24 protein-coding genes are annotated in these 21,975 nt (G+C 54.9%); 13 read left to right on the forward strand and 11 right to left on the reverse strand.

All coding sequences use genetic code 11. The features are described from left to right. Positions 1–330: 330 nt before the first annotated feature. The 5 genes from ACFPQ4_RS15380 (at position 331) to ACFPQ4_RS15400 (ending at position 4,359) form a co-directional block, all read left to right on the forward strand. Positions 331–1,227: an ABC transporter ATP-binding protein gene (locus ACFPQ4_RS15380; RefSeq protein ID WP_378112750.1), complete on the forward strand. Its 897-nt coding sequence runs from the start codon at positions 331–333 to the stop codon at positions 1,225–1,227. Positions 1,228–1,229: 2 nt separating this feature from the next. Next, a complete protein-coding gene (locus ACFPQ4_RS15385; RefSeq protein WP_378112751.1) occupies positions 1,230–1,985 on the forward strand; it encodes an ABC transporter permease in 756 nt (251 codons plus the stop codon). Between the two features lie 68 nt (positions 1,986–2,053). Next, entirely contained in the window at positions 2,054–3,166 is a 1,113-nt protein-coding gene (locus ACFPQ4_RS15390; RefSeq protein WP_378112752.1) for a sensor histidine kinase, read from the forward strand. After that, the gene (locus ACFPQ4_RS15395) at positions 3,163–3,771 is read left to right on the forward strand and encodes a response regulator transcription factor (protein ID WP_378112753.1); all 609 of its coding nucleotides are present in this window, start codon (positions 3,163–3,165) and stop codon (positions 3,769–3,771) included. The genes ACFPQ4_RS15390 and ACFPQ4_RS15395 overlap by 4 nt, the downstream gene beginning before the upstream one ends. 63 nt (positions 3,772–3,834) lie before the next feature. Next, positions 3,835–4,359, forward strand: a complete 525-nt coding sequence (locus tag ACFPQ4_RS15400; protein WP_378112754.1) for a hypothetical protein — start codon at positions 3,835–3,837, stop codon at positions 4,357–4,359. 232 nt (positions 4,360–4,591) lie between these two features. Here the strand turns inward: ACFPQ4_RS15400 and ACFPQ4_RS15405 are convergent, their stop codons facing one another. The 10 genes from ACFPQ4_RS15405 to ACFPQ4_RS15450 form a co-directional block, all read right to left on the reverse strand. Continuing rightward, positions 4,592–5,704: a nitric oxide synthase oxygenase gene (locus ACFPQ4_RS15405; protein ID WP_378112755.1), complete on the reverse strand. Its 1,113-nt coding sequence runs from the start codon at positions 5,702–5,704 to the stop codon at positions 4,592–4,594. Positions 5,705–5,714: 10 nt separating this feature from the next. After that, a complete protein-coding gene (locus tag ACFPQ4_RS15410) occupies positions 5,715–6,188 on the reverse strand; it encodes a DinB family protein (protein WP_378112756.1) in 474 nt (157 codons plus the stop codon). 112 nt (positions 6,189–6,300) lie between these two features. Then, entirely contained in the window at positions 6,301–7,806 is a 1,506-nt protein-coding gene (locus ACFPQ4_RS15415) for a DHA2 family efflux MFS transporter permease subunit (RefSeq protein WP_378112757.1), read from the reverse strand. Between the two features lie 14 nt (positions 7,807–7,820). Beyond that, entirely contained in the window at positions 7,821–8,252 is a 432-nt protein-coding gene (locus tag ACFPQ4_RS15420; protein ID WP_378112758.1) for a MarR family winged helix-turn-helix transcriptional regulator, read from the reverse strand. A gap of 187 nt (positions 8,253–8,439) precedes the next feature. Next, positions 8,440–8,910, reverse strand: coding sequence for a chemotaxis protein CheD (locus ACFPQ4_RS15425; protein WP_378112759.1), 471 nt, complete (start codon positions 8,908–8,910; stop codon positions 8,440–8,442). A gap of 245 nt (positions 8,911–9,155) precedes the next feature. Beyond that, a complete protein-coding gene (locus ACFPQ4_RS15430; RefSeq protein WP_378112760.1) occupies positions 9,156–9,467 on the reverse strand; it encodes a DUF2935 domain-containing protein in 312 nt (103 codons plus the stop codon). Continuing rightward, positions 9,467–10,567, reverse strand: coding sequence for a GerAB/ArcD/ProY family transporter (locus ACFPQ4_RS15435; protein ID WP_378112761.1), 1,101 nt, complete (start codon positions 10,565–10,567; stop codon positions 9,467–9,469). The genes ACFPQ4_RS15430 and ACFPQ4_RS15435 overlap by 1 nt, the downstream gene beginning before the upstream one ends. Beyond that, positions 10,564–10,809 carry a hypothetical protein gene (locus tag ACFPQ4_RS15440; protein WP_378112762.1) on the reverse strand — a complete coding sequence of 82 codons (246 nt, stop codon included), beginning with the start codon at positions 10,807–10,809 and terminating at the stop codon, positions 10,564–10,566. Before ACFPQ4_RS15440 ends, ACFPQ4_RS15435 begins: the two co-directional genes overlap by 4 nt. Positions 10,810–10,827: 18 nt before the next feature. Continuing rightward, positions 10,828–12,003: a Ger(x)C family spore germination protein gene (locus ACFPQ4_RS15445; RefSeq protein WP_378112763.1), complete on the reverse strand. Its 1,176-nt coding sequence runs from the start codon at positions 12,001–12,003 to the stop codon at positions 10,828–10,830. Positions 12,004–12,034: 31 nt separating this feature from the next. Continuing rightward, positions 12,035–13,429: a spore germination protein gene (locus tag ACFPQ4_RS15450; protein WP_378112764.1), complete on the reverse strand. Its 1,395-nt coding sequence runs from the start codon at positions 13,427–13,429 to the stop codon at positions 12,035–12,037. Between the two features lie 381 nt (positions 13,430–13,810). Here ACFPQ4_RS15450 and ACFPQ4_RS15455 point away from each other — a divergent pair, with 381 nt between their 5' ends. The 7 genes from ACFPQ4_RS15455 (at position 13,811) to ACFPQ4_RS15485 (ending at position 20,229) form a co-directional block, all read left to right on the forward strand. Beyond that, the gene (locus ACFPQ4_RS15455; protein ID WP_378112765.1) at positions 13,811–14,785 is read left to right on the forward strand and encodes an MBL fold metallo-hydrolase; all 975 of its coding nucleotides are present in this window, start codon (positions 13,811–13,813) and stop codon (positions 14,783–14,785) included. 133 nt (positions 14,786–14,918) lie between these two features. Further along, a complete protein-coding gene (locus ACFPQ4_RS15460) occupies positions 14,919–15,983 on the forward strand; it encodes a FecCD family ABC transporter permease (RefSeq protein ID WP_378112766.1) in 1,065 nt (354 codons plus the stop codon). Next, positions 15,983–17,014: a FecCD family ABC transporter permease gene (locus ACFPQ4_RS15465; RefSeq protein ID WP_378112767.1), complete on the forward strand. Its 1,032-nt coding sequence runs from the start codon at positions 15,983–15,985 to the stop codon at positions 17,012–17,014. Before ACFPQ4_RS15460 ends, ACFPQ4_RS15465 begins: the two co-directional genes overlap by 1 nt. A gap of 107 nt (positions 17,015–17,121) precedes the next feature. Beyond that, positions 17,122–17,709 carry a response regulator transcription factor gene (locus ACFPQ4_RS15470; protein ID WP_378112768.1) on the forward strand — a complete coding sequence of 196 codons (588 nt, stop codon included), beginning with the start codon at positions 17,122–17,124 and terminating at the stop codon, positions 17,707–17,709. Beyond that, a complete protein-coding gene (locus ACFPQ4_RS15475) occupies positions 17,696–17,797 on the forward strand; it encodes a winged helix-turn-helix domain-containing protein (protein ID WP_378112776.1) in 102 nt (33 codons plus the stop codon). The genes ACFPQ4_RS15470 and ACFPQ4_RS15475 overlap by 14 nt, the downstream gene beginning before the upstream one ends. 72 nt (positions 17,798–17,869) lie before the next feature. Next, positions 17,870–18,775, forward strand: a complete 906-nt coding sequence (locus ACFPQ4_RS15480; protein ID WP_378112769.1) for a sensor histidine kinase — start codon at positions 17,870–17,872, stop codon at positions 18,773–18,775. A 110-nt stretch (positions 18,776–18,885) separates the two neighbouring features. After that, positions 18,886–20,229 (forward strand): extracellular solute-binding protein, encoded by a 1,344-nt coding sequence (locus ACFPQ4_RS15485; protein ID WP_378112770.1) that lies wholly within the window; start codon positions 18,886–18,888, stop codon positions 20,227–20,229. Here ACFPQ4_RS15485 and ACFPQ4_RS15490 read toward each other — a convergent pair. After that, positions 20,213–21,040, reverse strand: coding sequence for a DUF6597 domain-containing transcriptional factor (locus tag ACFPQ4_RS15490; RefSeq protein ID WP_378112771.1), 828 nt, complete (start codon positions 21,038–21,040; stop codon positions 20,213–20,215). The two genes, ACFPQ4_RS15485 and ACFPQ4_RS15490, sit on opposite strands and share 17 nt — an antisense overlap. Before the next feature lie 86 nt (positions 21,041–21,126). Here ACFPQ4_RS15490 and ACFPQ4_RS15495 point away from each other — a divergent pair, with 86 nt between their 5' ends. Next, positions 21,127–21,627, forward strand: coding sequence for an SRPBCC family protein (locus tag ACFPQ4_RS15495; protein ID WP_378112772.1), 501 nt, complete (start codon positions 21,127–21,129; stop codon positions 21,625–21,627). Positions 21,628–21,975: the final 348 nt, after the last annotated feature.

The following is a 21,975-nucleotide window of genomic DNA, read 5'->3' on the forward strand; positions in this document are numbered from 1 at the left end:
CGCAGCTTTTTTTTCAGCTATACGATATAAACTAACGGATAAGCCGTGCGACCCAACGCTAGCCCCGACTATGCGATATAAAATATCAGATAATCGCCGCTGAGGAAGATAAATCCGCCCAACACACGCATTTTACGATATAAATTATCGGATACGCGCCATAACAGTGCTTGCAACTAACTTATATGATAAAAAATATCATATAAGCTCAGGAGGGGTTGGCGTTGTCATCTCTCCGCGCATGACAATTATCATCTCCATCTCATTATTTTAATGCGTAGGAATGCGCCGGTTGTTGCGATAAGATGTGTGCATAAGGAGTGGTGAGCAATGAACGTGGCTATCGAGCTGGAGCGCGTAACGAAAATATACAAAGGTAAAAAAGCGGTAGACGATCTATCCCTGAAAGTGGAGCGGGGCACGGTGTTCGCGTTGCTCGGTCCGAACGGCGCGGGCAAGACGACGACGATCTCGATGATTCTCGGCATGAAGCAACCGACGTCGGGAACGGTTAAGCTGCTGGGCGGAGATCCTAAGGACATCCAAGTGCGCGATCGCATCGGCGCGATGCTGCAGGACGTCAACGTTATCGACAGTCTGAAAGTAGCGGAGACGATCAATCTGTTCCGCAGCTATTATACGAAGCCGCAGTCGCTGGAGCAACTGCTACGCATCTCCGGACTTGAGAACGAGAAGGACAAGATGGCTTCGTCCTTGTCCGGCGGACAACAGCGTAGACTAGGCTTCGCGCTCGCCGCGGCGGGCGATCCGGACATTATTTTCCTCGACGAGCCTACGGTAGGCATGGACGTTACTTCCCGCCAGCTGTTCTGGGAGACGATCCGCGCGATGGCCGACAAAGGAAGAACCGTCGTGCTTACGACGCACTACCTGGAGGAAGCGGATAGCTTGGCCGACCGCGTCGTCGTCATTAACGAAGGCAAGATCATCGCCGACGGAACGCCGAGCCAGATCAAAGCGGAGACGACCGGCCGAGTCATTTCGTTCACGGCGGGTGCATCGGTAACGACGGATTCGCTCAGCGCGCTGCCTGGCGTGAAGAAGGTCGAATGGAACGGACACCGCGCAACCCTTCATAGCGCCGATACGGATCGCTTGATCACGCTGCTGATCGAACGGCGCTACGAGATGCGGGATATCGAAATTCAGAGCGGCGGGTTGGACGATGCGTTCCAAGCGCTCATTCAACAGAAGGGAGACCAATAACGATGAATTCGACCGCCTTAAGAGCGACATTCGGGCAGTGCAAGGCAGAGCTTCTGCGCACGGTGCGCAACCGCCGGTTCGTTATTTTCTCGGTTATTATGCCGGTTATCTTCTACTTCATCTTCACGAATACGGTGCCGAGCGATACGAAAGTCGGCAACGTCGACTGGAGCTCGTATTACCTGATGTCCATGACCGTCTACGGTATCGTTGGGGCTAGCCTGACCTCGTTCGCGCAGCGTCTGTCGAAGGAGCGCACGCAGGGCTGGCTATCGTTGCTCCGGATAACGCCCCTTCCGACTTGGTCCTACGTGACTTCCAAAGTGATGGCGCAAGGGCTCATTAACTTGACGATCGTGCTCATCATGTTCATGGTAGGCGGCTTCGTGAAACATGTCGACATGTCGGCTTCGCAATGGCTGACGAGCGGCTTGTTCATCTGGCTCGGCGGCTTCACGTTCATGGGCATCGGCACGCTGATCGGTTCGATTAAGAACGCCGACTTCGTCCAAGTGCTGTCGATGATTTGCTACATGGGCTTGTCCATGCTCGGCGGGTTATGGTTCCCGGTCGAATCGATGTCGGACACGATGCAGAAAATCGCTCATGCGACGCCAACGTACCGGTTGGGCCAAGGAGCATGGGACGCCGTCGCAGGTGCCTCGGTAGATTGGAACGGCGTACTTATTCTGATTGGTTATGTTGCGGTATTCCTAGCCTTATCCTCTTATATCATGAAAAAACAGGAAGCGATCTAACGATGCGTCTACGCCTACCGTCCGGCATTCGCAAAATTTTATTCAGGCGGCCCCAAGAGGGGCCGCCTTTGGTCTTGGTCATGGTGTGGCTGATCTACATGCTGTTCCCGCTCGCGGCGGTTGGCGAACAGTCGCCAGCCGAGCAATGGATCGGCTTTCCGCTTCTGATCGTGTTCATCGCTTGTTACGTTATCGGCTTCCTTCGAACCCAATGGCGGCTCGCGGCGATTATCGTTCATCTCGTCATTATCGGGTACTTCATCTGGAGGTACCACGAGAGCTTCATCTACATGGCCTTCTACACCGTATCGTTGCTTGGCTTGCTTCCGTCGGTGCGGGAAATCGCCATCGGCCTGTCCGGCTTGTTCGCGTTGTTCGGCCTCGACTTATGGCGGTACGAAACGACGGGCACGATGGACGATTTCTTGCAATTGTTGCCCGCGATTCTCGCCCTGCTGCTCTTACCGGTCGCGATGCTCGTTAGCCGTCGCTCGCAGCGCCTTCGAACGCAGCTGCAGCTCGCCAACGACGAGATCGCGCGCTTGTTCAAGAGTGAGGAGCGGCAGCGCATTTCCAGAGAGCTGCACGACACGTTAGGTCATACGCTTACGATGATTACGCTGAAGAGCGAGCTGGCGGAGAAGCTGATCGATAGCAAGCCGGAGCGCGCCAAGCAGGAAATTTACGACGTGCAGATGACGTCCCGCGCCGCGCTTAAGCAAGTGCGAGAGTTGGTGTCGGACATGAGCGCGGTGACGATTCAAGATGAGCTGGCTAACGCCAAAAGAATCCTTTCGACGGCATCGATCGGCCTCAAGCTTCAAGGGGATTTTGCAAGCATCGCGATCAATCCGCTGCTCGACAATTTGCTTGGCATGTGCCTGCGCGAAGCGGTAACGAATGCCGTCAAGCACAGCCGCGCGCGCACGTGCACGATAGATTGGGCGGAAGAGCCGGGACTGCACCGTCTGACCGTATCGGACGACGGCGTCGGAATTGCCGGCAATGGTGGAGGGCCGAACGTTACGCCGCCTGGTCACAACGGACTTAGAGGGATGCAGGAACGATTGAATTTGGTCGACGGGAAGCTGAACATAGACTCGCCTAACGGGCGAGGCACCCGAATGACGATTACGGTACCGAAGGTCAACACGACATCGCGGGAGGAGACGCGCGCATGAGAGTGCTATTAGCGGAAGATCAGGGAATGCTGAGGGGCGCGCTGAGCGCGCTATTGGATTTGGAGCCGGATATCGAGGTCGTCGGCCAAGCTGAAAACGGCGAGCAAGCGTTAGAGATGATTCGCAAGCTGAAGCCCGACCTGTGCGTGCTAGATATCGAGATGCCCGTCCTGACCGGGCTCGACGTCGCCGAACGGCTTCGTGCCGATAAAGATCCTTGCCTCGTCATTATTTTGACGACGTTCTCGCGCTCGGGTTATTTTCAGCGGGCGATGAAGGCGGGCGCGCGCGGATTTCTGCTGAAGGACTCGCCGATCGCCGAGCTAGCGACCGCGCTGCGCAACGTCTACGGAGGCAAGCGAGCGGTCAGCCCGGAGCTGGCGCTTTCGTTCTGGGAGACGGAGACGGAGAATCCGCTGTCGGAGCGGGAACGCGAGCTGCTGAAGCTAGCTCGCCAAGGGATGTCCGCGGGCGATATCGCCGCGCAGCTGTTCCTCACCGCGGGGACGGTGCGCAACTATTGGTCCGAGGCGATCCAGAAGCTGGACGCCAAAAACCGGGTCGACGCGATCGCCATCGCCGAGAAGAACGGATGGCTCGATTAAGCCAAGCCGCGTAGAGGCCAATCGCAAATATTTAATACAATTCAATATTTTTGAAGCATGACGATGCTGCGTAGAATGGTACCGGCGGTGTTCAAAACGCTGCTCGTGGCGGTCATCGTCTTCTTCATCGTACGGAGCGTACCGTTAAAGCTGTCGGACGTCGCCTCTTACTTGGCGCACGCGGACGGCTGGTTCTACGCGTCCATGCTGTTGTTCGCCGCGTTTTTAATGCTGCAAGCGAGCATTTGGGTGTTGATCGTCAACGCCTTCGGCGTGGAACCGACGGGATACCGTCGCGGCGCAAAGCTAGGCCTATTCGGCGGGCTCAGAATATTCATCGACTCGCAATTCGCCAAGTACATCCCCGGCGGCTTCTGGAACTATGCGGGCCGAATGGTGCTCGCGACGCGGGTGGGCGTCCCCTTGGATGCGCAGCTGGCGTCTATTATCTACGAGAATGTTTTGCTGGTAGCCGCGGCTTTATCTTACGCGCTAGTCCTATTCGTAGTTCTGAACGTTGTTCCTCTTCTCCTTATTGCCGCGGCCACCTCTCTATTCGTACTTACATACGCCTACTATCCCCGCTGAAGTCGGTTCGCTCTCCCCACATGAACCGGCCGCGCACAATCCGAAACGGCCGCCCCTTGTCGAACTCTGCCTGAACATAAGCATATCCATGCCGTGGGTAGAGAAGACGTACCGCCGCCCCGCGAATAGCTTGAACAGCAAACCGTTTTTCTCGTTTTGCACTATGGCGCGGTAAATCCCTGATAAACGAACAAACCCGTTCCGAGCCTAGGCTTGGAGCGGGTTTTTGATATTAATAAGGCGCCGGCTGGCTCCAATAATTCGGATTTAACACCCGATCTTCGAACGAACTGTGGAAAATATCGGTAGTCGCTGGGGACATCGGAGGAATGAGCCACGACCACCGGCCGGTTACGTCGCGCCCTTCTTTCTCCTCGTTTTTCCGAAACGTTCCGAGCTGTTGCGCTGCCGTATGATGATCGACGATGCTTACGCCGTGCTGCCGAAAGGAGTGCAGAACGGCGGCGTTCAGCTCGACCAATGCGCGGTCTTGCCATAGCGACAGACTTGAGGACATATCGAGCCCCATGGCTGCAGCTATCCGGGGCAACAAGTCGTATCGGGATTTATCGGCCAGGTTGCGCGCCCCGATCTCCGTCCCCATGTACCAGCCGTTGAAGGGAGCGGCCGCATAGCTGATGCCCCCGATCTCTAGCCGCATGTCGGCGATGATCGGCACGGCATACCATTTGATAACATCGCCTGGAAACAAATCGATCTCCGGGTGCCGAATCGGCACTTCCACGACGATATCCTTAGGCAATTCGAATACTTTCGGCGCGTTGTCCCCGCATTGGATAACTAGCGGCAATAAGTCGAACGCCGTGCCATCCCCGCGCCAACCGAGCGACTCGCAAGCTTTCGTGAAGGCGACCGAAGCGGGGTCTCCGACGATCCCGCCATCCGGAGCGACGTATCCCGCGTAACGGATCAGTTGATGGTTCCAGATCCGAATCGGGTTTCCATGCACGGTCGACGGTGGGAAGACGGTGATCGTCGAGCGGATTTCTCCGCCGTTGGTGGCGTATTCGATATGCCGAAGAAGCGCTTCATACACCGATTGCTCGGTCGTCGAGCCTCGGCAATCGAATACGTGCAGCCGGTTCCAGAACAGACGTCCGATGCAACGGTTGGAATTGCGCCACGCCATTCTGGCGCCATGCGCGAGTTCTTCGAGCGTATGGGTATAGGTTCCGGTGCGAGCGACTTCCTCGTGGATTTGCCGGATGCGCTGCTCCGTACGCTCGATTGATTCGCCAAGCTCGCGGTAGCAGTCGCGGATGAACGAATCCGCTTCGCTGGCGAGCGGGTTTGCGTGCGGTTCTATAGATGTCGGGTTATTCATGAGGTCTCCGTTATCTGATCATTTTCTTATACTGCTTAATGATGCTCTGGTGCATGCCTTCGTGATACAGGTTAAAGCTCAAAAATTGCTCGGGAGAACCAAGCGTAATGCCGGTCGACGTCTTATACGGCGGTACGATCTCTTCGTGCATCCTGTCGCCGAGCGCGTCCTGTATGCGTTGCAATTGTCCGCGCAGCAAAGCTTCCAGCTCCGGCAACGTCGGGGGCGTTATGCCTTCCGGCGGAGTAAGCGGCGTCGTACCGTATTCGAATAGCGCCTTAAAACCTTCCGGCAGTTGCAACGGAAGCCCGATGTAATGGAAAGCGAACCGCTCCAGCACGACGTAGATATGGCCGAGGTTCCAACGAATATGGTTGCGGAAGCCGTCGGGAATACGTTCGGCTTCCTCTTCCGTAATTCCGTCCATCGCCTTCAATGTGTTGCCGCGCACGAACGCAAGCTGATCGAATAAGTAATGCGCCATCGTCCAACATCCCCTTTTGTCGCAAATATTGGATTATTATAGCATACAGGGTGAACCGAATTAATAAACAAGGTTGAGCGAACTTCCGCTCAACCTTGTTACGTTAACGCGATTATCTTTTTGCCGGTGCAACTTCGCCAGCCGGCGTTACAGCCGGCGTCTCTTCCGCAGGCGTCGCTTTCTTGATGAAGAACGCCAGCACGAGCGCGGCGACCGTCATCCAAGTCGCGACGACGAACGCTTGGTTAATGCCGTAGATCGTCGACGCGTCGACGATCGGACTCATCAGCTTTTCGTTCTTAGGATCCGTTGGATCGAAACCGCCGGCCACGACGAGCTCGGTCGCGCGCGAAGCCGCTTTGTTCGACATGACCGTTACGAGCAATGCGGTGCCCATCGCGCCGGAGACGTTCCGAAGCGTCTGGGACATCGCGGAGCCGTGCGCGTTCAACCGGCGCGGCAACTGGTTGAGACCCGCCGTCTGAATCGGCATCATGAGCAAGGACATGCCGAACATGCGCGCCGTATAGACCAACATCATATGGTTATAGGACGAGTCGATGGCCAGATGGCTGAACTCGTAAGTCGTGATCGACGTAATAATCAACCCGATCACGGCCAACCAACGCGCTCCGATTTTATCGAAGATCATGCCCGTTATCGGAGACATAATCCCCATCAAGATCGCGCCGGGCAATAGCAGCAAACCGGACTCTAGAGGCGTAAAGTGGCGAACGTTTTGCAGGAAGATCGGCAACAGGATCATGCCGGAGAACATAGCCATCGTTACGATGGCGTTGATGACCGTCGTGAGCGAGAACATCGGATATTTGAACACTTTGATCTCGAGCAGCGGTTTCTCGGTCATTAACGACTTAATGACGAAGAGCAATAAGGAAATGCCGCCGACGACCAAGCAAGTGACGACCGTCGCGTCGCCCCATCCGGCTTTACCCGCGTCGCTGAAGCCGTACAACAGACCGCCGAATCCGAGCGTGGATAGAATAACGCCGATAATGTCGAGCTTAGGTCTTGATGTCTGAATGACGTTTCTCATGGAATACGCGCCGAACGCTACGGCAAACAGAGCGAGCGGCAGTACGATGTAGAACAGCACGCGCCAGTCGTAATGCTCGACGACCCAACCGGACAACGTAGGACCGATGGCAGGAGCGAAGATCATCGCGATACCCATCGTACCCATCGCTTTGCCGCGCTCAGCGACAGGGAAGATCGTAAGGATGACGATCGTCATGAGCGGCATAAGAATACCGGCTCCCGCGGCTTGGATTAGACGGCCGGCCAATAAAACTTCAAAACCGGGGGATACCGCGCACACGATCGTACCGATCGCGAACAAGGAAGATGCGATCAAGAACAGGCGGCGCGTCGTAAAGCGGTTAATGAAGAACGCGCTGATCGGAACGAGCACGCCGTTCACGAGCATATAGCCGTTGGACAGCCACTGGATCGTGTTCTCGGACACGTCCAGATCTTTCATCATTACGGGCAGAGCGACGTTCAATACGGTTTGACTGAGTAGCGCCACGAACGCGGCGATAAGCAAGGATGCCATAATCGGTCCCCTGCGGATTGTTCCGGTTACCATGTTAGCCATGCGGTACTTCCCCTCTAGACTTGTTTTATAATGCGAATAATGTCTTGCTGAATGCGAAGCCATTCCCGTTGATCCGGCTCGGATAGCTGTAATAGCGGATGCAGTAACGTCATCCTTGTAGCTTCCGTAGCTTTTCTCAGTTCTACGCCTTTGTCCGTCAAATTCAACGTGATCGCCCTCCGATCCGACTCCGTGCGCTCGCGCGACACGAATCCGGCTTTGACCATGCGATCGATAATGCCGCTCGTCGTGCTATTGCCAAGACTCATCCGATCGGAGAGATCGGACAGCCTCATGTTCGGATGTTCCGCCAGCTTGCCGAGCACGACAAGTTGAACGGGCGTTATGTTATGTTGGTTCGCGGCCTTGAGCAACAACTGAAAGAAAGCTTTATTAATCTCGCGGTGAGCTTGAAAAATCTGCATGACGCGTTGATTGTCGTCCAATGGGATTCCCCTTAATTATTTCGCATGCGAAGTATTATCCGCTCGTAAGCGAGAGAAGTCAATCGGGTAAGGGTGGAAATGTCAAGATTTATTCAGCATTTCACCAAATCGTCGAATAGATGCAAGGTAATGCTATGTGAAAAAAAGAAGCTGCCGCAGTCTATTCCAGCGGGAGCTTCTTCGGACATTATGAGGTGAGAGGCAACGTCTTTAAGCGGATCTCTCCGGTGGCGACGCTCATTTCGAGCGTACGGCTGATCCCTCCGCCTACGTCGGTGCAACGCGGAGTAATGCCGATCTTGCGCAGTTCTTGCTGGACTTGCTCTACGTTGCGGTCGCCGATCATGAACGGATTGCGGCGCTTCATCGAAGTCGCTCCGCCGTACACGTTCACGACCAACGTCTCGTTCTTGCAGCCGTAACGTTCCTTCATATGACGTATGAGCAGCGGTACTCCAGTCGTGGCGAATCGGCTCGGACGCTGTAACTCGTCGCTCTTCGTATGTGGCGCAGGCAACAAAATATGAATCATCCCGGCGGCTTTGCGTACCGGACAATAGGCCGTAACCGCGACGCATGTCGCAAGCGCGTAAGTTACGACGGTCTCCGCGACGTTATCCGAGCTCTTCCAATCTCCGATGCCTACTACTTTATGCATTCGCTCTCTCACCCTGGTCTCCGTGTAGTCGATTGTTGTCGTTAATACAAGAATAAACGTAGCTTATTAGGAAAATTATCTAGTAAATATTAGTTGAATGTTAGTAAGCGATGTAGGATGGCTTCGTTAACAGGCAATTTTCGAACGACGGCGCGTCCGGGACGAACAGGGCGAGCTTGCGCATGAAGTAGCACGATTCCGGAAAATGGTGCTCCAGAAACCGCAGCGTTGCCCGTGAGAGCAGCTCATCCGCGGCGTACTTTATTCCATAGGCGTAATTGCTGCATCTGTCCTTCGAGCCGGCAATAGGATTCCGCAAGCGGGTACGCTTGACGGGCGAACGCGATCATGGGCTCGGAGGAGGCGGGCGCGTCATCGGGCAATGCGGTTGCTTGCTTGACGGCTTCATGAAACAGGGCGATATAGCGTTCGGTTGCTTGCCACCATGCGGTTTCCGACGAGGACAAGTATTCCCGCAGAAAATGCGCATGATCCTCCAACACCTCCAGCCAGAATAGGTGCTCCTCCCGGATCGTTATCCGATGGGAACCAGACATTAGACGACAGGCTTGCCGATGCGCCGCCTCATCCAAGTGACGAGCGGATAGAGAAACGGCAATAACTCGATCGTAAGGGCGTATGTGGCCCAGCACCTGTCGAAGAAATCGGACAAGTCCGCCGGGTTCTTCGCTTGGTGAACCGACAAAAGGACGACGAATGCCGCTATCGGAGCCGTAATGAACTTATAGTTTTTGAGCGCTAGCGCCTGGGAAGCAACGAGCGTTCCTACGGCGAACAGGATACTCAGCTTAATGAAGAACGCGGTGAACCAGATCGTTACGATGATCGCATCCATATCGTGAACGAAGTCGCCCAGATGGATGAATCCGGCTACTTCAAGCGCCGGGTACACAAGCGTGGCCGCGAGATTAGGCCCGAAGAAGACGATGATCAGCACATACTCCGCGATGAAGATGTACATGCCGGCCAAAGCGCCCCACCAGAGCGCTTTCCGGATCCGTTTGGGAGAAGCGAAATGCGGCATGATGAACAAGAACAAGATAAGCTCACCGAACCACGGGATAATGCAGAACGATTGCGTCCACAGCATTTTCCAGTCGCGGATGCGGATAAGCTCGTGCCAGATCGGAGCATGCAGGTTGTTGAGGAAGAACAAGGGCTTAACGAGGAAGAACAGACCAATGAACAGGAAAGTGCCCTGCGCGAACCGGAAAACGGCGGGAATGCCGGATTGCGTTAAAGCGACGACCGCTCCCATTACCAACACGGATACGGCGATCGGCGGCGTCTCGCGCAAATAAGTCAGTACGAAGAAATCGGTGAATTCCCGCAAAATAAACGAAGCCAGATGCAGGAGGAAGAATGAGATCAGCAGCAAAATAACGGTGTGGACCGCTTTGCCGACTACCTTCTTCCCATGCACGCCGGCGTACTCCGAAGGCTGATGCATCGCGTAACGAGCCCCGAACGATACGAGCGCGAGCCCCATTACGCCTCCGAAGAGAATACACCACCAACCGGTCGTGGAGGTTTTTTCCGCGAGCGGACTAATGATGAAGGCGATCGCCGTCGAGAACACGAACGTGAACGCGAGCGAGCCGAGCTGCAGATTGGTGACGGACCCGTTCTTGTTCATTCGCTTGAACCTGGCGATTCGGGAATTTGCAGCAGCCAACGCTGCACGGGTTCGAAGACGAACCGAATCGGCTTATTCGGACTAGCCCAATCCGGGAAGAAGAGGCCCATCGCGGCATATAGAAACACGGCGCCGGTAACGGCGAAGCCGATCAGCTTCTCGCGCTTGCCGAATTTATTTTTGCGCAGCATAGCCACCTGATAGAAGACGATTATCGAAAAGCCTAATCCAAGAATGAGCATCGTCCGATTCCCCCCTTGTTACTTTTTAGAGCTGCGATTGACGCCCGTGCTTCGCAAATGTACGTGGACTCGAATATCCGCGCTTATATTCATCGTTAATTGATCGCGGAGATCGTCGGACCACTCTCGCCATAATGCCGGAGATTCGTACTTTACGTACTCGCTCCACTGGAAGGCGTCCGACTTGTTGCGGCGGGCTTGTTCGACGGCGGATTCCGCCAATTCCCGAAGTTTGAGGCTAAGCGCCTTCTCCAGCTTGACGATGTTGGCGGGCTTCTCGAGATCAAAGCCGTCGTGAATGGACATTAAATCCCCTTCGGCTTCGATATCGACGCGAATGAGAACCCGATCGCCTTGACGAACGGCGCGCGTATACGGTTTAATGCCGAAAAGTCTGGCGCTGAAGGGTTCGCCTTTGTTGTCCGGCAAATTTGCCGTAACGATCAATTCGCGAATTCGGTTCGTCAGCAGCAGAATACCCTTGGTCTCGTCTTTGGTGAATTTGGATACGATCTTGGCGTCCTTCATGAGGGCGGCTCCGCCAATGCCCGACCAGTGAACCGTCTTCGTCTCCGTCGGCAGCTTGACCGTGTGCAGATCCAGCTCCGGAATAAAACCGTCTCCCAAATTGTTCCATTGCGAATAGAGCAAGTCTCTTATCGTCACGGGCGGAACGCGCTGGGTGTGAGCGGCTTCGCGCCAAATTTCCGCGGGGGAACGCTCGAATATCGTATCGAGCTTCGCGAGATCTTTGACGAGGCCGTCGAAATAAAACACGAAGACGCGAAGTCTGAAATCCGGTGCCCGAAGGAGATAGTCGAACAGCGGCGCCATGCCTGCCCTAGCGTATTTGTCCCCGATTACGATGACCCGCATTTGCCCCCAATTGACGCTCCTGGAAAGCTCCTCCTGAAGCTTCTGAATCGCTTCGGCGACATTCCGCCCCGTGCGCGTGACTAGCGTGTACGGCTTCTCGTTCGGAGAAGGGCTTAAGCCGGCCGACAGCCGGTTAGGCAAGATGAACAACGCGGACACCTCGGTCTCCCCCGCGTCGGTACGGTCGACGAGCAACGTGGTGATGAAGGTACGGTCATTCAATTCTTCCTTGGACCAGCATCCGGCGACGAATAGAAGCGATAGCGTGAGCAGGCTTATTTTCAACCAACGGAGCACAAGCTTGAAGGGTTTAACCATTTGTGATATCACCTACCTTCAGGCTGCTAAGTCATCGTTTGGGGCGTATCAGCTTCGGCCAAGGGAATCGTCCCACCGCATCCTTCGCTTGTTGCTTGTTATAAGGAATGAACGGCGACAAGTACGGCGTGCCGAACGATTCGAGCGACAGTAGATGAATGTAGACGAAGAAGATGCCGATCAACAGCCCTAGCAGACCGAACATGGCTGCCGTGAGCAGTAACATGAATCTAAGGAAGCGAATCGCGAGCGTCATCGAGAAGTGCGGCGCGATATAGGAGCAAATACCGGTGAAGGCGACGATGATGACCATTGGCGCGGATACGATGCCGGCTTGCACGGCCGCTTGCCCCAGCACGATAGCGCCTACGATCGAGATCGTCTGTCCGATCATCGACGGGATGCGCTGTCCGGCCTCGCGCATGACTTCGAACGCGACTTCCATGATCAAGGCTTCCACTAGCGCGGGGAAAGGCACGATGTCCCGGCTGGACGCGATGGAGATTAGGAGATAATACGGCAGCATCTCCGGATGGAACGTCGTGATGGCGACATAGGCGGAGGGCAAGATGAGACTGACGAAGAAGAACAAGTAGCGCATCATCCGAACCCAGCTGCTGAAAAAGAAGCTCTGGTAATAATCCTCGGCCGATTGCATGAAGGCGAGCAACGTCGCGGGAGCAATGAGATGGCTAGGCGTTCCGTCGGTCAAAATCAGGACACGCCCTTCGAACAAGGCCGCGGACGCGACGTCCGGCCGTTCCGTGTTCAGCATGATCGGGAAAGGCGAGAATCGGCGGTCCAAGAATTCTTCGATAAAATTGCTGTCTTGTATCCGCTTCGTATGTATCGAACCCAATTTCTTGTCCACGTTAGCGACGAGCTCCGGATCGCATACGTCGTCGATGTAGAGCAACATGACGTGCGTGCTCGACTCATAGCCGATCGCGTATTCTTTTACGACCAGCCGATCGGTTTTCACGCGTTGCCTAACGAGAGACAGGCATGTCCAGATGTCCTCCACGAACGCTTCCTTCGGACCCCGAATCGTCTTCTCGTTCTCCGATAGGCTCACCGCACGCCCGGCGTTCTGATGGAACGGAAAGAGAAGGCCGGCCGGCTCGCCGCTTACGCATAGCAACGCTTGACCGTCCAATAAGCCGTTCATGGCTTCGTCGGGGGTGCGCGCTAGCTTGCTGAGCGCCGGGAAGAAGGTGTTGTTGACGAACATATCGGCATGAAGCTGCTTCGCGTCGGTAGGAGAACGTTCTAGCAAGGGTCGCAACACGTAGTTTTGCAGCATCGTGAGATCGATGGCATTGGACAGATAATAGACGGTAAAGCGATGGCTGCCTTTGTCGATGGTCTGGCAGATCACGTCTCGACGTCCGCTCAATCGCTCGTCCAGCCATTGCGCCAGTTCCATGGGCATGTATCCTTTTTTTGGCTTTAGCTTCCGTCATTCGGGCTGGAAATATGCGCGAATTTAGCCATAGCCTTTTGGACAACAGGGGGATATAATGGCGGATATTGGAGTATTTCCACATCATTCCGGCATCTGATCGATTACGGCGCGAGCCTCGAGCCGTTAACGCAAGGGTAAAAGGATCGCATGCTGCTATTGGCGCAGAGCTGGAAACGCGACTCTCTGGCGGCTAAGCTTATCGCGGCAGGCGCGCAGAGCAAACAGGAGTAGGGGAGGGGACAGCCATAGGCTGCCCTTTTCTTATGCCGCCGTCCTTGTATTCCCGACCCGATCGTGTCACAATTTGAGCGTTATCCCTAACCGCAGAGGAGTAAATGACCCATGGCCGACAAATATAAGAACCTTGTTCCGACGTCGCTTAATACCGATTTGAAGTCGCTGGGCGGGATGATTCGCGATTATTATCGGATTAAATCCAAGCTAAGACCGGGACGCGTTATTCCGACTGTTCCTCTCGCCAAGGCGGACCCGGTCGGCGCACGATCCGCTCGCGCATTCTGGTTCGGACATTCCGCGGTATTGCTGGAGATAGAGGGCAAGCGATTGCTTCTTGATCCGATGCTAGGTCCGGCTTCCTCGCCTTTTCCCGTTTTCAATAGCAAGCGTTATAGTGGTCCGTTGCCGTTTAAGCTAGATCAGCTTGGCGACATAGACGCCGTCTTGATCTCGCATAACCACTTCGATCATCTGGATCGCGACAGCATTCGCAAGCTGATGCACCGGGTCGGACATTTTTACGTTCCATCGGGCGTAGCGGCATATTTAATCAAATGGGGCGTTCCTAAGGAGAAGATTAGCGAACACGGCTGGTGGGAAGAATTCGCATTCGCCGGCTTGAAGCTGGCCTGCACGCCCGCGAGGCATTTCTCGGGCAGAGGATTGACGGATCGGGATCGATCGTTGTGGTGCTCTTGGGTCATTGCCGGCGAGCATGTGAAGGTCTTCTTCAGCGGCGACAGCGGGTATGCGCCGCACTTCAAGGATATCGGAGACAAATACGGTCCGTTCGATCTCGCGTTAATGGAGTGCGGGCAATATGACGAACGGTGGAAGTCGATCCATATGATGCCGGAGGAGACGGTTCAAGCGCATATCGACGTCCGCGGCGACGTGCTCGTCCCGATCCATTGGGGCGCATTCACGCTAGCGTTGCATGAATGGAGCGATCCCATTAAGAGAGTCGTACGGGCTGCCGCGGAGCGAGGAGTCACCCATGCGACGCCGCGTATTGGCGAACCGGTTGCCGTCGGCGAGGTCCCAGCTGTTCCAACTGCCGAATGGTGGCTGGGCCTGTAATCAGAGCGGCTCTTCCTGAGTGCCTATCGGGCGAAAGGGAGAGTCAACATTGACGTTGAGAATTATTATCAATTACAATGAGGATTCAGAGCAAGCTCTGAGAGTAGATTTCGCAGGAACAAAGGTGGCCATTATGAGTACGAATCATCATCAAGAGGCTGGCGTCGATTCGCGCGCGGTTGCAGCGAGGGATCAAGTCTATGCCCGTCCTTGGGCAGGCATGGCCATCGTGGTCGGAGGGCTGGTCGCCCTCGTGGTCGGAATCGCGTTGTGCGTTACGTTCGGGGAGAAAGACATTCGATTCCTCACGGTCTGGAAAGCGATATTCCAATTCAATCCGGACGATAGCCAACACCAGATTATCCATGCGCTGCGTCTGCCAAGAGTGCTGGGCGGAGCCATTATCGGCGCATGCTTGGCGGTCGCCGGGGCTATGATGCAAGGAATGACCCGCAATCCGCTTGCCGATTCGGGCTTGCTTGGACTGAACGCCGGCGGAGGGTTCGCTTTGGCGCTTATTTATGCGTTTTTTCAAGAGTTGCCCTTTAAATATCATTTGTTATTCGCCTTTCTCGGCGCGGGCGTCGGCGTAGGCCTGGTGTTCTTCTTGAGCTCGATAGCAAGGGGAGGGCTGAAGCCGCTCCGGCTCGTGCTGGCGGGGGCCGCGATTACGGCGCTCTTGACCGCGCTCAGCGAAGGCGTCGCCCTCTATTACCACATCGGTAAAGATCTTTCCTTCTGGTATGCTGGAACGTTAGCCGGAATTAGATTGTCTCAGCTCGAAATTATGTTCCGGTGGGTAGCGGCCGCGCTTGTCGGCGCCATCTTCCTGTCGCGCTCGATTACGATGCTTAGCCTGGGTGAAGACGTCGCGCGCGGCTTAGGTCTCAGAACCGGACGCGTTAAAGCAGCGGGCATGCTGATCGTCCTCGTATTAGCGGGCGCGGCGGTGTCCGTTGCGGGCTCGATCGGGTTTATCGGCTTATTGATTCCGCATCTTACGCGGAAGCTGGTAGGCGTCGATTATCGCTGGATCATTCCCTGCTCGGGCGTGTTGGGCGCGTTACTCGTTATTTTCGCCGATCTGGCGGCACGCATGTTCAGCTCGCAATCCGTCATTCCGGTCGCTTCGCTGATCGCGATCATCGGCGTTCCGTTCTTCCTCTACTTGGCGGCTAAGGAGGAGCGGGCGCTCTGATGCTAAACCTATCCTCGGATGCGCACAAACGCGAGCGCAGACGAAACCTACTGATCCTGTCCGTTCTAGGCGCGCTAATCCTTCTCGTGTTCATCGTAAGCATGAACACCGGGACGACCCGGCTTACGCCGCTAGAGGTGCTTCGAACGTTGTTCGGAGGGGGAAACAGCGAACAGAAGCTTATTTTGTTCGATTTCAGGTTGCCTCGAATCGTACTGTCCGTATTGGTAGGCGCGGGACTCGGCGTTGCCGGCTGCGTCTTGCAGGCGATCTCGCGCAATGCGCTGGCCGAGCCCGGCATTATCGGAATTAATGCAGGCGCGGGACTGTTCGTGCTAGTATTCACCGCGTTCTATACGACGCCCGGAGCCGCGCCCGTCTATCTGTTGCCTCTGCTCGCTTGGATCGGCGCCGGATTGACGGCCGGGCTCGTCTTCTTCTTGTCTTTCCGCCCAGGCAGAGGGTTATCGTCGACCCGGTTATTGCTCAACGGGATCGCGATCACTTCGGGCATTACCGCGGTTACTATCGTATTGACGCAGCGTATCAATGCGGAGCAGTACCAGTTTTATGCGACATGGATGGCGGGGAGTATCTGGGGCAAAGACTGGAAGTTCGTACTGGCGCTGCTGCCTTTCCTGGTCGTGTTGCTACCCTATGTATTATTTAAGGCGCGAACGATTAACGTGCTTAATCTCGGCGAGACGATGGCGGTCGGACTCGGCGCGAGAGTGACGAGAGAACAAGCGACGTTGCTAATAGCGGCGGTCGGGCTTGCCGGCTCGTGCGTATCCGTAAGCGGCAGCATCGGTTTCGTCGGCTTGATAGGACCGCATCTGGCAAGGCGGCTGATCGGAACGAAGCATCAAGCGTTGATCCCGGCATCCGCCATGGTCGGCGCGCTGCTCGTCATCGCGGCGGACACGATTGGCCGAACGGTGTTGCAGCCGTCGGGCATTCCTACCGGAATCGTCGTTGCCGTCATCGGCGCGCCGTATTTCCTTTACTTAATGATAAGAGCCAAAGTATAGCGTATCGCCTTAACCCCCGATAGTAACCAGGTTCGGGGTTTTTTCATGTTCATTTCAGTTAAATCGTTTACAATGGAAAAGAATACCTATCGCTCCGGAGGGAAGCCATGCGCATTCTATTGGTAGAGGACGATCGGCAGCTCGGAAAGCTATTGCTATATAAGCTTAATAAGCAATATCACCAATCGGATTGGGTGACGGATGGCGGAGAGGCGTTGGAGAAGCTGTCCGCCAGTCCGTACGATCTCTACCTTCTGGATTGGATGGTTCCTACGATCAGCGGCGCCGAACTATGCCGATTAATCAGGGGCAAGCAAGACAGGGCGCCGATCTTGATGCTGACCGCGCGGGATACCGTTCCCGATCGGGTAGAGGGCTTGATGGCCGGAGCGGACGACTATTTGGTGAAGCCGTTCGATTTCGACGAGCTGTTCGCCCGGATCCATGCGTTGGAGCGAAGAAAGGCGACGGAGTGGAACGAAGAAATCAAGCGAATCGGCAACCTCGCGCTTAATACACGTACGCTTGAAGTTAGCCGGAGCGCCGATCGGATTTTGCTCACGAAGCGCGAGTTCCAGCTGTTGTCCTATTTCATGACCAACGCGGGCCGAGTGCTCAGTCGCGAGCAGCTGCTAGATCAAGTATGGGGCCTCGATAAGGAAGTTACGTTGAATGCCGTCGATGCCCTCCATTAAGCTGCTCCGCAGGAAAATCGACGATTCGCGCGAGCCGAAGCTTATCCAGAGCGTTCGAGGTTTAGGTTATCGGATGGTCAAGCCATGAAAGCGCCGAAGCGCTGAGCCGCTGGCATCGCAACGGTATGCCCACGTGGACTCTGACGGGAAAACCTACGAGATGACCATAACGACGATTCGTCATCTCGGCGACGGACTCGAATACTTATACGTAGGCAGGAATACGACGGAAGATACGAAGCTGCTGAGTCGCATGCGCACGATCTTGATTTCCCTCTGCGGAGGCTTGATGCTCGTTGCCGGATTCCTCGGGTATCTATTCGCGGGAAGAGCGATGATTCCGATTACGCGCGCGTTCAAGAAGCTTCGCGAATTCACCGCGGACGCGTCGCACGAGCTGCGCGCGCCGCTAACGGTAATGAAAGCCTCGGTCGAAGTCGTTCAAGAGCATGAAGATCTGCTGCCGCCGTTTCATCGGGAAGCGCTGCGCACCGCGAAAGCGGAAGTGGGGAGAATGGCGGAGCTCGTCGATCATCTGCTTACGCTAGCCCGAAGCGATGCCGGCATGATCGAGCTGCAGCGCGAGAAAGTCGATGCCGTGCAACTCGTTCAAGAGTCGACGAGGACGATGCGCGCCGCGGCTTCGATGAACGGGGTTTCGGTGCAAGTGCACGATGCTCCGGCCGGGAATGCGGAAGCTTTGACCGCGGAGGCGTCGCTTATCGCGGATCGCAAACGGATAAAGCAACTAATGATCATTTTGATAGACAATGCGATTAAATATAACGTGCCGGGCGGAACGGTCGAATTGAACGTTCGCGCCGACGGCAATCTGGTCGCGATTGCCGTCAAGGACAGCGGGATCGGAATTGCCGCCGAGGATTTGCCTAATATCTTCGACCGGTTCTATCGTGCGGATAAGTCGCGCGACAGGTCGCAAGGGGGCACCGGCTTAGGGTTATCCATCGCGCAATGGATCGTGAGCGCCCACGGCGGAAGCATGACGGTGGAAAGCGAATTAGGCGTCGGTAGCACGTTCACCGTGCAGCTCCCGACAAGCGCATAAAAGGATATAGGAAAGAGCAGCCGAGGCTGCTCTTTTTTCATGCGTGTTTCATGGGGGCTCTATACAGTAAAGGTAGAATCATAACCTTGGAACAAAGGATGAAGCAGACTATGAACCCTTTAATGAATGGAAGAAGAAAGAGAGTGCTTGTACTAGTATCGTTGCTTGTCGCTTCGCTGATCGTCTCCTCGTGTAGCAACGGCGATGAATTAGCTAAGGACGACGGGCCAGTCACCATTCATATACAGCTGCCGATTATTATGCAGGATCCTACTAGCCTGATGTATGAGAATGCCGTATTAAACTTTCACAAGCTGCATCCGAACGTTACCGTCGTACTCGATTATACGGAGCTTCAGCCCGGTACGCAGCAGATTGCGCTAGATCCGATCAAGCTGCTTCAAGAAGACATTCCGCCGGACATCGTGCCGATGTCGCAGTCCCAGGTTCAGCTAGTAGCGGACAAAGGGCTGTTGAAAGATCTGCTGCCGCTGCAACCGACGGACAATTCGATCGAAGTCGACATCCCGAAGAGCCTGCTAGATTCGACGACCGTAGACGGGAAGTTGCTCTTGTTACCTTATGCAGCATATCCGTTAGGCGTCTATTACAATAAGAGGATATTCGATGAGGCTCAGGTGCCCTATCCGGCCGACGGATGGACTTGGGAGCAATTCAGGGAGACATCAAGGCAGTTGCATGCCGATTATGGCTCCATGTTGGATTACGATATTTGGACGTTGGAGATGTTGTTGGGAAGCTTGGGAGCAAAGTTGTTGTCGGAGGACGGCAGTACTGTGGTCGGTTACCTCGATAGCCCGGAAGCGGTGAAGGCCATGAAGTGGTTGAATGCCTACTATCGAGACGATGCGCGCAAGTCGAAACCGCAAACCTTCGTCGACAGCTACGAGCAATTCAATGATTTTAACGTCGGTATGGTCGTGAATGGCGCAGGTGTCGGTTATCCCAACTTCGAAGGAGCGGATCGCGAATGGCTCGGCGTATCCCCGTTGCCTTATTTCGAAGGCGGTCAGAGGGCGAGTCCTTTGGTGGGTGTTCAAGGAATAGGCATACCGCAGAAGAGTCTGCATCCGCAAGAAGCGTGGTCGTTCATCTCGTATTTGATGCTCCAGAATAACGTGGATTCGATTAAGCTTGCCCGCGGGTATTACCCGACAAGTAAAAAGATTGCCGACGGAAGTAGTAATGCTATGGATACGGCGAGAAGCGTGTTCCTTGAGGAGATGGACTATGCGGTAGTCTCCTCATTCAGTCCGCTTATAATGAATGCATGGGATGATAAGCTACAAGCGCAGTTCGATGAGCTCCTAGATACGGAAGACAATGCGCTGCAAGGGGCGTTGCACGAGATCGCGTTGCAATTCGAACAATCGATCGCTCGGGCGAAATCGGATAGCGAACATCAAGCGGAAGCGACTACTGCAGCGAGTTAATCGACTTTACGTACGCATCCGGCGTCTTCCCGATTATCGCCTTGAATTGCTTAATGAAGTGCGCTTGATCATAGAAGCCAAGCTCCTGCGACAAGGCGGATCCGTCCATTGCGCTTCCTTGCTCGAGGAGCTTGGCCGCTTCTTGGAGGCGGTAACGTTGGATAACCCACTTCGGGCTTACGCCGACATATCGGTCGAATAGGCGCTGCAACGTTCTTAAGCCGATCTCGAATCGCTCCGCAAGCTGTTCGACCTTCATAATGTCCCGGTTGTCGATCGCGGCTTGCACGATCCGCCGAACTATAGCGACGTTGTCGTCCGGAGCAGGGAGGCGTTCTCTCAGGAAATTTTCCGCGAGGTGCGCCATGTTCTTGGGATCATCGGCTTGCGCAAAAATGAGTCGCTCGATCTCCCGAGGATCTTGGCCGAGCACGTCGAAGACGGGTAGCGTTCGACCGGTTAGCCGCGATACGGGCTGCCGCCAGAACGGATAGAAGCCGCCGGGATGGAATTTGATGCCGAGCACGATGCCGATGTCCTGCAACGTTCGGGTATACGTTCGCCGCGGGATGCCGTATATGCCGGTGAATGTGCCGAACGATTCTTGTTCGAAAGATAGGTTAACGCTCGGAAAAGACAATATCGTCTGCCGGAACTGAGGTTGACCGGTCAAATCCCATTTGACGATCCAGAGATGTTCAATGAAGGGAGCCAAGTCCGGAGCGGGCTCGTAGCGATCGAGCAAGAAGCGGCTTCGTCCGGTTTCGGCTTGCAAGATGCCTCTTTCGGGAGGATGTGCTTTGTGTTCCATCGTTACGGCCACCTTCTCGCGATGGTTGTCGCGTTTTTACAATACCTTCCACACATTCGTATTCTATCATAAGGATAGATCGGCAGATGAGTAGAGACCACGGAATTTTAAGCGCGAGCGGAGGAATCGGGATTATGGAAGCTTTGAAGTATGTCGTCTATATCGGAGCGGATCCGGAGAAAGTATGGCGGACGTTCCTCTCTCCGGAAGGGACGCGGGCGATCTTATTCGGTAGCGTGTTGCGTTCGACGTTCGAAGTCGGCTCGCGTTACGAATATGTCGGTCCTGGTAGCGACGGCGAAGAGACCGTACATGTGTATGGAGAGGTGTTGGCTTTCGAGCCGTACCGGGTCATGAGCTTTACCGAGCATCCGGGACCGTCTTATCGGGATAACCACGCGGAGCTTCAGACGCGGATGACGATGACGCTAGAGCAGGTGGGCGAATGCACGAAGCTGACGTTCATTAACGACGAGTGGACGCCGGGACATCCTTCTTATGAGAGCTCGCAGCAGAGTTGGCCGATGATCTTGAGCAGTTTCAAGACGTTCATCGAGACGGGTAAGTCTCTGAGCTTCGGTTGGTAGAGTGGCTGGATTGCGAGGCGAAAGGCAGACGTGTTATCGGAGGGACTCCTTATTGGAAGGAGTCCTTTATTGTTTGTTTGACTGGAAAATTTTACGTGTTGCATTGTGTCGAAATCCGCGATAAGATGTAATTCCTGCTTCGGACAACGAGGTGGGCGCGAGAAACGGAAACGACGGTAACGAGCAGAACTGGTAAAAATTACTCGTTGCAATCGTGAAGCAAACGCGATAAGATGTAATTCCTGCCTCGGACAACGAGGTGCGGACAAGGAAAGAAGAAACACAAACTTGCCCTTTGAAAACTGAACATCGAGCGTAATTTACGGTAATAAATCGTCTGAATCGAAC

The sequence above is a fragment of the Cohnella yongneupensis genome, assembly GCF_042655785.1.
Classification (GTDB): Bacteria; Bacillota; Bacilli; order Paenibacillales; family Paenibacillaceae; genus Cohnella; species Cohnella yongneupensis.

What these genes read in the sequence shown, in the direction of transcription:
- ACFPQ4_RS15380 (WP_378112750.1), top strand. Translation starts at nt 331, where the DNA reads ATGAACGTGGCTATCGAGCTGGAGCGCGTAACGAAAATATACAAAGGT.
- ACFPQ4_RS15385 (WP_378112751.1), top strand. Translation starts at nt 1,230, where the DNA reads ATGAATTCGACCGCCTTAAGAGCGACATTCGGGCAGTGCAAGGCAGAG.
- ACFPQ4_RS15395 (WP_378112753.1), top strand. Translation starts at nt 3,163, where the DNA reads ATGAGAGTGCTATTAGCGGAAGATCAGGGAATGCTGAGGGGCGCGCTG.
- ACFPQ4_RS15400 (WP_378112754.1), top strand. Translation starts at nt 3,835, where the DNA reads ATGCTGCGTAGAATGGTACCGGCGGTGTTCAAAACGCTGCTCGTGGCG.
- ACFPQ4_RS15405 (WP_378112755.1), bottom strand. Translation starts at nt 5,704, where the DNA reads ATGAATAACCCGACATCTATAGAACCGCACGCAAACCCGCTCGCCAGC.
- ACFPQ4_RS15410 (WP_378112756.1), bottom strand. Translation starts at nt 6,188, where the DNA reads ATGGCGCATTACTTATTCGATCAGCTTGCGTTCGTGCGCGGCAACACA.
- ACFPQ4_RS15415 (WP_378112757.1), bottom strand. Translation starts at nt 7,806, where the DNA reads ATGGCTAACATGGTAACCGGAACAATCCGCAGGGGACCGATTATGGCA.
- ACFPQ4_RS15425 (WP_378112759.1), bottom strand. Translation starts at nt 8,910, where the DNA reads ATGCATAAAGTAGTAGGCATCGGAGATTGGAAGAGCTCGGATAACGTC.
- ACFPQ4_RS15430 (WP_378112760.1), bottom strand. Translation starts at nt 9,467, where the DNA reads ATGTCTGGTTCCCATCGGATAACGATCCGGGAGGAGCACCTATTCTGG.
- ACFPQ4_RS15435 (WP_378112761.1), bottom strand. Translation starts at nt 10,567, where the DNA reads ATGAACAAGAACGGGTCCGTCACCAATCTGCAGCTCGGCTCGCTCGCG.
- ACFPQ4_RS15440 (WP_378112762.1), bottom strand. Translation starts at nt 10,809, where the DNA reads ATGCTCATTCTTGGATTAGGCTTTTCGATAATCGTCTTCTATCAGGTG.
- ACFPQ4_RS15445 (WP_378112763.1), bottom strand. Translation starts at nt 12,003, where the DNA reads ATGGTTAAACCCTTCAAGCTTGTGCTCCGTTGGTTGAAAATAAGCCTG.
- ACFPQ4_RS15450 (WP_378112764.1), bottom strand. Translation starts at nt 13,429, where the DNA reads ATGGAACTGGCGCAATGGCTGGACGAGCGATTGAGCGGACGTCGAGAC.
- ACFPQ4_RS15455 (WP_378112765.1), top strand. Translation starts at nt 13,811, where the DNA reads ATGGCCGACAAATATAAGAACCTTGTTCCGACGTCGCTTAATACCGAT.
- ACFPQ4_RS15460 (WP_378112766.1), top strand. Translation starts at nt 14,919, where the DNA reads ATGAGTACGAATCATCATCAAGAGGCTGGCGTCGATTCGCGCGCGGTT.
- ACFPQ4_RS15465 (WP_378112767.1), top strand. Translation starts at nt 15,983, where the DNA reads ATGCTAAACCTATCCTCGGATGCGCACAAACGCGAGCGCAGACGAAAC.
- ACFPQ4_RS15470 (WP_378112768.1), top strand. Translation starts at nt 17,122, where the DNA reads ATGCGCATTCTATTGGTAGAGGACGATCGGCAGCTCGGAAAGCTATTG.
- ACFPQ4_RS15475 (WP_378112776.1), top strand. Translation starts at nt 17,696, where the DNA reads ATGCCCTCCATTAAGCTGCTCCGCAGGAAAATCGACGATTCGCGCGAG.
- ACFPQ4_RS15480 (WP_378112769.1), top strand. Translation starts at nt 17,870, where the DNA reads ATGACCATAACGACGATTCGTCATCTCGGCGACGGACTCGAATACTTA.
- ACFPQ4_RS15485 (WP_378112770.1), top strand. Translation starts at nt 18,886, where the DNA reads ATGAACCCTTTAATGAATGGAAGAAGAAAGAGAGTGCTTGTACTAGTA.
- ACFPQ4_RS15490 (WP_378112771.1), bottom strand. Translation starts at nt 21,040, where the DNA reads ATGGAACACAAAGCACATCCTCCCGAAAGAGGCATCTTGCAAGCCGAA.
- ACFPQ4_RS15495 (WP_378112772.1), top strand. Translation starts at nt 21,127, where the DNA reads ATGAGTAGAGACCACGGAATTTTAAGCGCGAGCGGAGGAATCGGGATT.